This window comes from Streptomyces sp. NPDC094448, assembly GCF_044763775.1.
Lineage (GTDB): Bacteria > Actinomycetota > Actinomycetes > Streptomycetales > Streptomycetaceae > Streptomyces.
Window position 1 is genome coordinate 478,427 of sequence record NZ_JBIWGU010000001.1, and the last position, 12,820, is coordinate 491,246.

General features: G+C 73.5%; 9 protein-coding genes. 5 read left to right on the forward strand and 4 right to left on the reverse strand.

All coding sequences use genetic code 11. From position 1 onward, the window contains the following. Positions 1–205 precede the first annotated feature (205 nt). Complete coding sequence (locus tag ACIQ9E_RS01905) at positions 206–2,062, reverse strand: PucR family transcriptional regulator (RefSeq protein ID WP_403701293.1); 1,857 nt, start codon at positions 2,060–2,062, stop codon at positions 206–208. Between the two features lie 319 nt (positions 2,063–2,381). Between ACIQ9E_RS01905 and ACIQ9E_RS01910 the strand changes: the two genes are divergently transcribed. From ACIQ9E_RS01910 to ACIQ9E_RS01925, 4 genes are all read left to right on the forward strand, one after another. Beyond that, complete coding sequence (locus ACIQ9E_RS01910; protein ID WP_403700399.1) at positions 2,382–3,344, forward strand: FAD binding domain-containing protein; 963 nt, start codon at positions 2,382–2,384, stop codon at positions 3,342–3,344. Further along, the gene (locus tag ACIQ9E_RS01915) at positions 3,344–3,919 is read left to right on the forward strand and encodes a (2Fe-2S)-binding protein (RefSeq protein ID WP_403700402.1); all 576 of its coding nucleotides are present in this window, start codon (positions 3,344–3,346) and stop codon (positions 3,917–3,919) included. The genes ACIQ9E_RS01910 and ACIQ9E_RS01915 overlap by 1 nt, the downstream gene beginning before the upstream one ends. Then, positions 3,916–6,324, forward strand: a complete 2,409-nt coding sequence (locus tag ACIQ9E_RS01920) for a xanthine dehydrogenase family protein molybdopterin-binding subunit (protein WP_403700405.1) — start codon at positions 3,916–3,918, stop codon at positions 6,322–6,324. The genes ACIQ9E_RS01915 and ACIQ9E_RS01920 overlap by 4 nt, the downstream gene beginning before the upstream one ends. Before the next feature lie 119 nt (positions 6,325–6,443). Next, entirely contained in the window at positions 6,444–7,577 is a 1,134-nt protein-coding gene (locus tag ACIQ9E_RS01925; protein ID WP_403700408.1) for an XdhC family protein, read from the forward strand. A gap of 34 nt (positions 7,578–7,611) precedes the next feature. On the opposite strand, the gene ACIQ9E_RS01930 is transcribed toward ACIQ9E_RS01925, so the two are convergent. Continuing rightward, the gene (locus ACIQ9E_RS01930; protein ID WP_403700410.1) at positions 7,612–8,352 is read right to left on the reverse strand and encodes a class I SAM-dependent methyltransferase; all 741 of its coding nucleotides are present in this window, start codon (positions 8,350–8,352) and stop codon (positions 7,612–7,614) included. A gap of 641 nt (positions 8,353–8,993) precedes the next feature. On the opposite strand from ACIQ9E_RS01930, the gene ACIQ9E_RS01935 reads away from it, so the two are divergent. Then, complete coding sequence (locus tag ACIQ9E_RS01935; protein ID WP_403700413.1) at positions 8,994–9,659, forward strand: hypothetical protein; 666 nt, start codon at positions 8,994–8,996, stop codon at positions 9,657–9,659. Between the two features lie 123 nt (positions 9,660–9,782). Here ACIQ9E_RS01935 and ACIQ9E_RS01940 read toward each other — a convergent pair whose 3' ends face one another. Together ACIQ9E_RS01940 and ACIQ9E_RS01945 are read right to left on the reverse strand one after the other, a co-directional pair. Beyond that, positions 9,783–10,589 (reverse strand): SDR family NAD(P)-dependent oxidoreductase, encoded by an 807-nt coding sequence (locus tag ACIQ9E_RS01940; RefSeq protein ID WP_403700416.1) that lies wholly within the window; start codon positions 10,587–10,589, stop codon positions 9,783–9,785. A gap of 832 nt (positions 10,590–11,421) precedes the next feature. Further along, on the reverse strand, positions 11,422–12,447 hold the full coding sequence (locus ACIQ9E_RS01945) for a LacI family DNA-binding transcriptional regulator (protein ID WP_403700419.1): 1,026 nt from the start codon (positions 12,445–12,447) through the stop codon (positions 11,422–11,424). Between the last annotated feature and the right edge of the window lie 373 nt (positions 12,448–12,820).

Below are 12,820 nucleotides of genomic sequence, written 5' to 3' on the forward strand. Positions count from 1 at the left end.
GACGGGCAGGAGCCGGGCCGTCGCACGGGGAGAAAAACGGACGTCCCTATAAATATGGTGAGCCTTGCCTTAGTGTCAATTTCAGGCCAAGGGATGGGCGGGCCTGCGGACGGGTGGTGCGGGTCTGCCCAGGTCGTCGTCCGGGACCGTACCCGGCTCGGCGTCCGGAGGTCGAGAATCAGCCAACCCTGCCCGGGGCGGGGGCTCAGCTCATCCGCAGTGCGAGGAAGAAGTCGAGCTTGTCCTCCAGCCGTGCCAGATCGCGGCCCGTGAGCTGTTCGATCCGGCCCACCCGGTAGCGCAGGGTGTTGACGTGCAGATGGAGCTGGGCGGCGCAGCGCGTCCAGGAGCCGTCGGAGTCGAGGAACGCCTCCAGCGTCGGCACCAGTTCGGCCCGGTGCCGCCGGTCGTACTCCCGCAGCGGGTCGAGCAGCCGGGCCGTGAAGGCCCGGCGGACGTCGTCCGGGACGAACGGCAGCAGCAGGACGTGCGAGGCCAGTTCGTGGTGGCCCGCCGCGCAGACCCGGCCGGGACGGGCCGCGGCGACCCGCCGGGCGTGCCGGGCCTCCTCCAGCGCGCCGCGCAGCCCCTCGGCGGAAGAGACCGCGGCGCTGACGCCGAGGGTGAGCCGTCCGTCGCCGTCGAGTCCGGCCGACAGCGGTTCCCGGACGGCCGCCAGGAGCGTCTCCGCGTGAAGGGCCTCCTCGACGGAGGGCCCCTCGCCGGTGGGCGGCAGTACGGACAGCGGTACGAGGGCGATGGCTTCGCCGCCGGTGTGGGCGACGGCGATCCGGTCGGCCGGCTCGGCGCCCTGGGCCGCCGGGTCGACGAGGATCTCCTCCAGCAGCGCCTGGGCGACCGGGCCGGTGGCCGCCGGGTCGTCGGCATCGCCGTTGCCGTCCCCGCTCCAGTCGACCCGGGCCACCACGACCTGCCAGTGCGGCGCGGTGTCCGGGCCCGGCAGCAGCACGGGAGCGGCGACCCGGAGCCGGGCGGCGATGTCGGCGGGCGCCGCGCCCGACTGGACCAGCTCCAGTACTTCCGCGGCGAGCCTGCGGCGGACGGTGCGGGCCGCGTCGCGGCGGTCGCGCTCGACCGCGATGAGCTGGGTGACCCCCTGGAGGAGGTCGAGCCGGGCGGCGGGCCAGTCGGCCGCGTCGGCCTCGACCGCGAGCAGCCAGTCGGAGAGCACGGCCCCGCGGACGTCCCCGGGGGTCCCCGCCGGGGTGTCTCCCGCGGCGCCGATCGGGAAGAGGGAGTACGCGGTCCCCGCCACGGTCACCCGGTGCGGCGGGCGCCGTCCGGCGCGGGAGGCCGCGAGATGCTCCGCGGCGAGAGCGGTGCTCACCGCCGCGGGCAGCGCTCCGGCCGTGATCCCGGCGGTCCCAGGGGTCCCGGCGGTCCCAGGGGCCCCGGTGGTTCCGGCGGACTCGACGGCCCCGGTGGTCCCCGTGGTCCCGGCCGAGGAGGCCGCGCCCGGATCCGTACCGCCGGAGGTTTCGGCGGCGGGCCCGCCCGGCGCGCCGACGCCGGGGCCCGCGATCCGCCGTCCGGTGGGCGAGAGCAGCCAGGCCCGCAGGTCCAGATCGGAGCCGAGGAGCCCGAGGACGACCTCCGGCCCGCCGCCGGCCGCGCCCGAGGTCATCATCCGGCGGTGCCGGTCCACGACCGCGGCGAGATCGCCCGCCCGTTCGCCGGAGACCTGGCGCACCACGTACTCGGTGATCGTTGCGAAGGCCACCGACTCATGGACCGCGAACAGCGGCATCCGGTAGCGGGCGCACGCCTTCACCAGATCGTCCGGCACCCGGCCCAGCTCCGCCTCACCGGCCGCCAGCCCGGCCACCCGGGCCTCCGCCAGGATCCGTACGAAGGGCTCCGAATCCTCCGGCGTGTGCCGCCACGCCAGTCCGGTGAGCACCAGCTCGCCGCCCGACAGATAGCGGCTCGGGTCCCGCAGGTCCGTGGTCATGACCCCGCGTACCGAGCGGTCCAGCTCATCGTCCCCGCCGAGCAGCCGCAGCCCCAGCGCCTCGTTCTCCAGCAGTGCGCGCAGCCGCATTCCGTAGCCGCCGATCCGTTCGTCGTAACCCCGTCGCCACGGCCGGCCGCTGGGCGCGGCGCCCACGGCGTACCGTCCTGTCTTTCGTCTGAATCTACAAGAAGTACCGGCGGACCAGCCAATTCCTTCAGGCGTTCGGTGACTGCACCGGGGGGCGCCCCGCTTTGTGTACTGGGCTTGCGCGGCATGCGGCCGGAAGCGGGGAGGGCGGCGAAACGGCCGGCCCGGCAGACAACCGCGGCGGAAGCGGCACCTCGAACCACCGGACAGAGCGCACCACCGGACACAGCGCACCACCGGACAGAAGGGAGCCCGGCGCATGGAGTTCCTCAGGCCCGCCACCTGGGACGAGGCCATCGCTGCCAAGGCCGCGCATCCGACGGCGGTCCCCGTCGCCGGTGGTACGGACATCATGGTCGAGATCAACTTCGACCATCGCAGACCCACCCACCTCATGGACCTCAGCCGCATCGACGAGCTGGGGCAGTGGGAGGTGGGCGAGACCGCCGTACGGCTCGGCGCCTCCGTCCCGTACACCCGGATCATCACCGGGCTACGGGCCGAACTGCCCGGCCTGGCACTCGCCTCCCGCACCGTCGCCTCCCCCCAGATCCGCAACCGCGGCGGTGTCGGCGGCAATCTGGGCACCGCCTCCCCGGCGGGCGACGCCCATCCGGCGCTGCTGGCCGCGGGCGCCGAGGTCGAGGTGGCCTCGGTGCGCGGCACCCGCCGCATCCCGATCGACGATTTCTACACGGGCGTCAAACGCAACGCCCTCGCGCCCGACGAACTGATCCGGGCCGTCCATATCGCCCGCGCCGACGGTCCCCAGCAGTTCGGCAAGGTCGGCACCCGCAACGCCATGGTGATCGCGGTCTGCGCCTTCGGTCTGGCGCTCCATCCCGCCACCCGGACCGTCCGCACCGGTATCGGCTCCGCCGCGCCCACCCCCGTTCGGGCGGAGGCCGCCGAGGAGTTTCTGACCGCGGCGCTGGCGGAAGGCGGCTGCTGGGAGAGCGGGACCGCCGTGAGCCCCTCGGCGGCCGCGGAGTTCGCCGCCCTGGCCGCCGGGGCGTGCAGCCCCATCGACGACGTCCGGGGTACGGCCGCCTACCGTCGGCACGCCGTCGGCGTCCTGGCCCGCCGCACCCTGACCTGGGCCTGGGACGAGTACCGGGCCGGCGGCGGCGCCCGGAGCCGTACCACCGGAAACACCCGGCCCACCGGCCCCCGGCCGCCCGGCCCCGCCCGTGGTGCCGAAGGAACGGAAGGAGCAGCCTGATGCGGGTCACCTTCACCGTCAACGGCCGGCGGGCCGAGGCCGACGATGTCTGGGAGGGCGAGAGCCTGCTCTACGTCCTGCGCGAGCGGCTCGGGCTCCCCGGCTCCAAGAACGCCTGCGAACAGGGCGAATGCGGTTCCTGCACGGTCCGCATCGACGGAGTGCCGGTCTGCTCCTGCCTGGTCGCCGCGGGACAGGCCGAGGGCCGGGACGTGATCACCGTCGAGGGACTCCCCGGCCTCGCCCGCCGCCGCGCCCGGCCGGAGCCGCCGGAAGCGCCCCGGCCGGACGCGGCGGAAGCGTCCCGGCCGGACACCGCAGGACACGATCTCGCCCCCGTCCAGCAGGCGTTCGCCGACGCCGGGGCCGTCCAGTGCGGATTCTGCACCCCCGGCCTCCTCGTCGCCGCCGACGAACTCCTCGAACGCACCCCCGACCCCTCCGACGCCGATATCCGCGAGGCACTCTCCGGCAATCTCTGCCGCTGCACCGGCTACGAGAAGATCCTGGACGCGGTCCGCCTCGCGGCCGTCCGCCAGGCCACCCCGGACGACCGGGAAGGACCCGTACGGTGACCGCCACCGGCGCCCCGTCGGGGCTCACCCAGGGCTCCCGCACCCGCGGCGGAATAGGCGAGTCCACCCTCCGCCCCGACGGCCTACTCAAGGTCACCGGGGAGTTCGCCTATGCGTCGGACATGTGGCACGAGGACATGATCTGGGGCCACACCCTGCGCTCCACCACCGCCCATGCCGAGATCCGGGGCATCGACACCGCCGAGGCCCTCGCCACCCCCGGGGTGTACGCGGTCCTCACCTACGACGATCTGCCCGCCGCCGTGAAGCACTACGGGCTGGAGATCAAAGACACCCCCGCCCTCGCCCACGGCAAGGTCCGCCACCACGGCGAACCCGTCGCCCTGGTCGCCGCCGACCACCCCGAGACCGCCCGCAGGGCCGCCGCGAAGATCCGCGTCGACTACGCCGAACTGCCCGTCGTCACCGACGAGGCCTCCGCCACCGCGCCCGGCGCCGTACTCGTCCACGAACACCGCACCGACCACCACAGCGGCCGGGTCCCGCACCCCAATATCGTCCACCGGCAGCCGATCGTCCGCGGCGACGCCGCGGCCGCCGCCCGCCGCGCCGATGTGATCGTCACCGGCGAATACGTCTTCGGCATGCAGGACCAGGCCTTCCTGGGACCCGAATCGGGGCTGGCGGTCCCGGCCGACGACGGCGGGGTCGACCTCTATGTGGCCACCCAGTGGCTCCACTCCGACCGCGGCCAGATCGCCCCCGTCCTCGGACTGCCCGAGGAGAAGGTACGGATGACCCTCTCCGGCGTCGGCGGTGCCTTCGGCGGCCGCGAGGACCTGTCGATGCAGATCCACGCCTGTCTGCTGGCCCTCCGGACCGGGAAACCGGTCAAAATGGTCTACAACCGCTTCGAGTCCTTCTTCGGGCACGTCCACCGCCACCCGGCCAGGCTCCGCTACGAACACGGTGCCACCCGGGACGGAAAGCTCACCCACGTCCGCTGCCGGATCGTCTTCGACGGCGGCGCCTACGCCTCCTCCTCCCCGGCCGTCGTCGGCAACGCGGCGTCCCTGGGTATCGGCCCCTACGTCGTCGACGACGTCGATATCGAGGTGTTCGCCCTCTACACCAACAACCCGCCGTGCGGCGCCATGCGCGGCTTCGGCGCCGTCCAGGCCTGCTTCGCCTACGAGGCCCAGATGGACAAGCTGGCCGCCGCCCTCGGTACGGACCCCGTGGAACTGCGGCGGCTCAACGCCATGGCCCAGGGCGCCACCATGCCCACCGGACAGACCGTCGACTCCCCGGCGCCGGTCGCCGAACTGCTGCGCCGGGTCAAGGCCCTGCCTCTGCCCCCGGAACGGCAGTGGGAGGTCGCGGGCGGCGGCCCCGATGTGCGTGCCCTGCCCGGCGGACTCTCCAACACCACCCACGGCGAGGGCGTGGTCCGGGGCGTCGGCTACGCCGTCGGCATCAAGAACGTCGGCTTCTCCGAGGGCTTCGACGACTACTCGACCGCCCGGGTCCGGATGGAGGTCGTGGGCGGCGCCGCGGTGGCGACCGTGCACACCGCGATGGCGGAGGTCGGCCAGGGCGGGGTCACCGTCCACGCCCAGATCGCCCGTACCGAACTCGGTGTCGCCCAGGTCACCGTCCAGCCCGCCGACACCCGCGTCGGCTCGGCGGGCTCCACCTCCGCCTCCCGCCAGACGTATGTCACCGGCGGCGCCGTCAAAGCCGCCTGCGAGACCGTCCGCGAACGGGTCCTCGAACTCGGCCGCCGCAGGCTGGGCCCCCGGCACCCGGCCTGGGCGACCGCCGGGCTCCGGCTGGAGGACGGCAGGGTCGTCACCGACGGCGGGGAGGTGCTGGCCGAACTCACCGAGGTCCTGGAGGACGACGCCGTCGAGGCCGAACAGGAGTGGCGGCACCGGCCCACCGAGGCCTTCGACCCCGTCACCGGACAGGGCAACGGACATGTCCAGTACTCCTTCGCCGCCCACCGGGCCGTCGTCGAGGTCGACACCGAACTCGGCCTGGTCAAGGTCGTCGAACTGGCCTGCGCCCAGGACGTCGGAAAGGCGCTCAACCCGCTCTCCGTCGTCGGCCAGATCCACGGCGGCTCCACCCAGGGCCTCGGCATGGCCGTCATGGAGGAGATCCTCGTCGACCCCGTCACCGCCAGGGTCCGCAACCCGTCCTTCACCGACTATCTGATCCCCACCATCCTCGATACCCCCACCATGCCCGTCGACATCCTCGAACTCGCCGACGAACACGCACCGTACGGACTCCGCGGCGTCGGTGAGGCGCCCACCCTGTCCTCCACCCCCGCGGTACTGGCCGCGATCCGGGCCGCCACCGGCCTGGAGCTGAACCGGACCCCCGTCCGCCCGGAACACCTCACCGGGACGGCAGAGACCGGGCTCCGGTACGGCTGACGACGGTACGGACGGGAACCCCACGCAACCGTCGCCGTACCCCAGCCGTACCGGAGCCCCAGCCTGGAGCCCGGCCCCGGAGCCCCGGCCCCGGCGAACCGGAGAGAGGAGCGCGCACCGTGCTCGACATCGCCGACCAACTGCACCAGTGGTCCCAACAGGGCCGGAAGTACGCCGTCGCGACCGTCGTCTCCGTCAGCGGCAGCGCGCCCCGGCAGCCGGGCGCCGCCCTCGCCGTCGACACCGCAGGCACGGCCGTCGGCTCCGTCTCCGGCGGCTGCGTCGAAGGCGCCGTCTACGAGCTGTGCGTCCGCGCCCTGCACGAAGGACACGCCCTGCGCGAACGCTTCGGCTACAGCGACGACGACGCCTTCGCCACCGGCCTGAGCTGCGGCGGAGAGCTGGAAGTCCTGGTCACCCCGGTCGACCCCGGAGGACCCGGGACCGAAGCCGTGGCCCGTGCCGCCCGCGGTGAGCCCACCGCCCTCGTCCGGATCGCCGACGGACCCGAAGACCTCATCGGCCGACCCTTGCTCGTCACTCCCGGCGGAACCTACCGCGGCACCCTCGGCTGCGGTACGGAGCTGGACCGCACCGCAGCCGCCGAGGCCGGGGCCCTGCTGGCAGCGGGCCGTACCGGCACCGTTCCCGTCGGACGGGACGGCGGCCGCTGCGGCAGCCCGCTCACCCTCCTCGTCGAGTCGAGCACCCCACCCCCACGCATGATCGTCTTCGGGGCGATCGACTTCGCCGCCGCGCTGGTCCGCCTCGGCAAGTTCCTCGGCCACCATGTCACCGTCTGCGACGCCCGTCCGGTCTTCGCCACCGCCGAACGCTTCCCCGAGGCCGACGAGATCGTCGTCGACTGGCCGCACCGCTACCTCCGGTCCACGGCGACCGACACCCGGACGGTGCTGTGCGTCCTCACCCACGACGCCAAATTCGACGTACCCCTGCTGGTCCACGCCCTGCGGCTGCCCGTCGCCTATATCGGCGCGATGGGCTCCCGCCGCACCCACCGCGACCGGGAGCGGCGGCTGCGCGCGGCCGGGGTGACGGAGCGCCAGCTGTCCGTGCTGCACAGCCCCATCGGGCTCGACCTCGGGGCGCGTACCCCCGAGGAGACCGCGCTGTCCATCGCCGCCGAGATCGTGGCCCGCCGCCGGGGCGGCAGCGGAGCACCGCTGACCGGGGCCGGGACCCCGATCCACCACGACGCGCCTCGACCCGGCCGGATCGGCTCCGTCGCCTGACCGGCCGGGGCCCGGCCCCCGTAGGCCGCTCGGCTCAGCCGCGGCGGCGGGCCACCACCAGCCGGCAGTTCGGACTGCCGTCCGGCCGCCGCCCCAGCTCCTCCACGGCCCGCAGCTCCACCGCGAACCCGGCCCGCTCCAGATCCGCCCGCACCGGGCCCAGCGGGAAGGTGCGGTAGTACATGACGAACGGCGGCCGCCACACCGCGTTCCGTACCCGCATCGCCGCGTCGAAGCCCCACAGCGTCCAGTACGGCAGCGAGCCCACCGGCGGCGGCGCGGGCAGCGGGAAGGCGAACACCCCGCCCGGCCGCAGCGCCCGGCACACCCCGGCGAAGAGCGCCGGACGCTCCGCGGGCAGGAAATGCCCGAACGCCCCGAAACTCACCGCCAGATCGAAGCCCGCCGCGAACGGCAGCGCCCGGGCATCGGCCCGTACCCACTCCACCGCGGGCGCCGCGGCCGAATCCTGCCCCGCTGTTGGGGCCGTCCTGGCCCGCTCCAGCATGCCCGCGCTGAAGTCCACGCCGACGACCCGCTCCTCACACAGGCTGCGCAGCACCCCTACGCCCGCGCCGGTACCGGTGCAGACGTCCAGACCGGTAGCGAACGGGCCGAGGGGACGGACGGCCTCGACGAAAGGATCGAGGAAACGGCCGGGCGTACGGAACGGGGTCTCGTCGAACTTCGGGGCCAGCAGGTCGTAACCGCGCTCCACCGAGGAGAGCGCCTGGACGGCGAGTTCGCGCAGCGTGGGTCCGGATGAGGTGAACACCGTCCTCACCCTACGTCCCCGGTTCGCGGTTCCGTTGAACCGTCTGCCGCTCCCGTACGTACTACCGGTGAGCCCGCCGGAGCGCGGTGGGGTCGGGCGCACGGCGGACGGATCCTTGTGAGGTGCATTCCGGCCGGATCCCCGACGACCGGGTGAGTAAGCGGTAAGCAAATGCGAACATCGGAGCAGGGGCGGGAGCTGCCTTCGCCCCCGACAGCCCGAGGAGGCCTGCCCGAGGAGTGCGACGCGTCCCCCGAGCCCGAGGTGTGCGGTACGTCCGGCTCGCCCGATCCGGCCCGGCCGCCCTCGTCCCTCCGTACGACATCGCATTCCCGGCCCCTCCGAATCCCCGTCCGCCATTCCCCGAAGAACAACCCTCCCTGGTGTGCCACATGCCGATCCGCAGCATTGTCCCGGTCCGTATTCCTGTACGGATTTCCCTTCCCGGAACGGGAATTCGACGAAGAGGTACCGTCGGGGCCGTCCATTCCCCTACGGTCACGCCGGCCCCTGCAACCCCGGTGGACCCGGCCGCGACGCGCATGCGGCGGACCATTGGCGCCGGTGCTCCATCCGGTCGTATGGTTCGGTAACCCCGGATGTTCGGGCGGCGAAACCCATGGCCGACAACAGGAACAGAGATGACCGACGAGCCTCGGATTCCGGCACTGCTCGGCAGGCCCGAGCGCATGTGGCAACGCGCCGTCGTGCTCGTACTGATCGCTGTCACCAGAACGACCAGACCCGTATTCCGGCTCGGTGACCGGGAACTGTCCTGCGCGCATTCCAACGGCGGCTGGACGCTGGCCCTGCTGACGGACGGAAAGGCCGTGTTCTACGGCCAGGACGTGGACTGCAGCGACACCACCTATGTCGGAGACAAGCCCGTCGACCTGCTGGCCGACGCCCCCGACTGGCTGCCGCACCAGAAGCTGCGCGCACTCAACGACGGCTATGACCTCGGCTATCTGTACTGGTGGGAGGGGGACCGCTGGCAGCGTGCCCCCTATCCCGAGTATGTGACGGACGACGGTCTCGCGGCCTCCTGCGACGGCTATGCGGGCATCTTCGACGACCGTTCGCTGGCCGACAGCTTCGCCGACGCCGGCTACCGGGACCCCGTGGCGGCCGAGCGGTTCGTCGCCCGGGTGGCCGCGGGCACGGTCAACGCCGACGTTCTGGAGGAGCTGATCGACTCCGCCTCCGAACCGGGGCCGCTGCCCCGGGAGTCGCGGGTGCCCAACGCCCTGGAGTGGGCGGCCCGTCTCGGCGTCGCCGAACGGCCGGGGGCCGGGCACTCGCGCTGACGGCCCCGCCGGCCCGGCCGGCCCGGTGATCCGCCGACCCGTGCTCCGATGGTCTGCCGGTCTGCCGGTCTGCCGATCCGGTGGTCCGGTGGTCCGGTGCCTGCCGGTTCGCGGGACGGGGCTTCAGCCCGTGTGGACCAGCTGGTCCGCGAGCCGCGCCAGCCGCCTGACCGCGCGCTCTCCGGTCGCGCCCGGCGCGGGCTCCGCCTGCCGGTCCCGGTCGTAGTAGGCGCCGTTGACGACGGCCGTCGCCGGGTCGCAGAGCCGCACCACATGGGCGGCGCCCTCGGCGGCCGGAGCACCCCGGTGCGCGTACAGCGGCAGCAGCTCCGTCGAACAGACGCCGGGGTGCACCGAGACCGCGGTGATCCGGGGGTCGGCGGCGAAGACCGTGAGGGCGAGCTGGGACTGGGCGTAGGCGGCGATCCGGGAGTAGCGGCGGGCCCGCTGCGGGTCGGTCCACTGGATGGACGCGGTGCGGTGCAGTGAGGACGACACGTTCACGACCCGGCCCGCCGGAGCGGCGAGCAGTGCCGGGGCCAGCAGATCGGTCAGCAGATAGTGGGCGAGGAAGTTGACCTGGAAGGCGATTTCGTTGCCGTCGCGGGTGAGCGTGTGACGTTCGGGCGCGGCGAGCCCGGCGTTGTTCACCAGTACGTCGACCTGCGGATGGGCCGCCAGAACGCGCGATGCCATCACCGTCACCTCCGCCAGCCCGGTGAAGTCGGCCGCGTACGGGTGCAGCCGGGCCCCGTCGGCGCCGGTGGTGGCGATCAGCGTGTCCACCGCCGTCCGCGCCTCGTCGGCGGTACGCCCGTGCACCAGCACGGCCGCCCCGCGCTCGGCGAGCAGCCGGGCGGTCTCCAGGCCGATACCGGAGGTCGCACCGGTCACCAGGGCGGTCAGGGACGAGAGGTCGGAGCCGGACATGGTCCATCCAAGAGGAAGAAGTGACGGGAAGAGGTGAGCGGGGGCCGGGGCGGTGGAGGCCCGGCCGGGGGCGCCGGAACGGGACTCGCGGCGCCCCCGGAGGGCGGTTCGGCCGCCGTGCGGCCCCGCCCGCGCGCCGTCCGACGGCGCGCGGGGAGTGGGCAGCGGACGGCTCCCGGCAGCGACGCGGTAGGGCCGGTCCGCCGAACGGGGCGGTCGGCCGAGGAGGAACCACGCGCTGTTCACGACGTCCATCGAAGTGGGCGGAGAAGGGCGGGACAAGAAGACGTACGGTTCTCTGACGCGCCCTTGCCGCCGCCCTGACGGCCCTTTGACGGAGTGGGTGCGGGCGCTGCCGCCGTAATGCGGCGGCAGCGGATTCTTGTTGTCCGTTCACATTTCCGCGGTGGGCCGGAGACGGGCACCGGTGAAGGGAAGGTGCCGGCCAAATCCTCCCGTCGGTAACCAGGGCTGCCGCGCCGTTTCGAGCCGGTCCGTCAGGGCCGGGGGTGCCGGGAGATCCGCCGGGCCGGTGCGCGGAGGTAAAGAGTCCGGTCGGGTGAGGGTGTTCGCCGGGCCGGAATACGGAAAGGCCGGGCGGGCTTCCGTTGTTCGGTGCGCCGTCGCCCGGGAGCGGGGGCGCCGGTCCCCGGAAGCACCGCCCGCGGCCGCTGGGCAGGGCCGGATCCGGTTGCCGGTCGGCCGGGGGAAGCGAGTGCCGGGATTCGCGTCCGGGAAGCCGCGGTCCGCCGCGGTGCGGCGGATGTCGGCCGAACGGTTGCTCTCGCACCCGGAGCCGGCGTCGTAGGGCGGACTCCCGGGCCCGTGGTGCTCAAACCCGGGTGGAGTCCCCCGGCAGCAGCGTGCACGGCACCGAAACGGGCTCCGGCGCCCGGCCGTTCAGCAGGTCGATGAGCATGCCCGCGCAGAGCGCGCCGATCCGGCGCGGAGAGAGCGTCAGCAGGGTCAGGGCCGGGCGGGTGCCCGGCTCCGCATCCCCCGCCGCGGTCACCTGGAGGCCGTCCGGAACGGCGATGCCCCCTTCATCCGCGGCCGCCAGCAGCGCCTCCCCGTAGGTCTCGTTGAGCGCATGGACGCCGTCGGGGCGGTCCCCGGAGGCGAGCAGCCGCCGGGCCGTGTCCCGCGCGGTCTCCCCGTCCCGTACCCGCTCGATGCGTGCGGGCAGCCCCCGCCCGGCGCACCAACGCGCATAGGCCCGTTCGCTGTCGAGGGTGTACGAGTCGGGTTCGGGGCCGGTCAGCAAGGCCGTGCGGCGGGCCCCGCGGCCGTACAGATGCTCCATGGCCAGCGGCAGACCGGCCGTCATATCGCTGTGGACATACGGAATCCGGGCCTGCCCGGGGTCGAGGGGCCGCCCGTCGGTGACCAGGGCGAGTCCGCGCCGTACCGCCTCGGCGATCACGGGGTCGCCCGCGACCGGGTCGACGACGATCAGCCCGTCCATCGGGATCCGGGTCCACAGATCGGTGCCGGGCCGGACCGGGACCACCACCAGGGCGTAGTCGCGGTCGACCGCCTCGACCATGGCACCGGCGGTCAGCGACGCGTAGTACGGGCGGTAGGTCCGCTCCCAGGCCTCGGCGCTCTGATGTCCGGCCGCCAGTCCGACGATGCCGGTACGGCCGCTGAGCAGCACCTGGGCCGCGGGGTTGGGCCGGTAACCCAGCGCGTCGGCGATCTCCCGCACCCGTTCCCGGCTGCGGGCGCTGACCTTGCCCTTGCCGTTGAGGGCGTGCGAGACGGTGGTGATGGAGAGCCCCGCGGCGCGGGCGACGTCCTTGATCCCGACCGAACGCGCGGTCTCCGGAACGTGGTGCGGTCCGGCCGGTCCGGGCATCGCGTGTCCCCTCCTGGTGATCGGTGATCGGTGATCGGTGATCGGTGATCCGTGCATGGTGATCCGTGCATGGTGGCGGGTGGTGCGCGGTCCGGCCGGACGAGCCGTGGTGGGTGACCGTCGGCGGGACCGGAGGTCCCCGGCAGTCAATCTTCGGGCACCCCTTGACTGCCAAAACCTTTTGGTTGAGCATATCGGCCACCCCTATCGCTCAAAAGGTTTTGGTTCGCACCGCTCCCGGCCGCGGGTCCGGATCCGGGTGGGCTTTCTCCACCGGGGCGCCGTCCCGGGCCGAGGGCCCGCCGGAACCGGTCTTCGGCGAAGCCCCCGAGGAGCGCGCCACGGCGCTCCTCCAGCAGATTGCGGAGGCAGG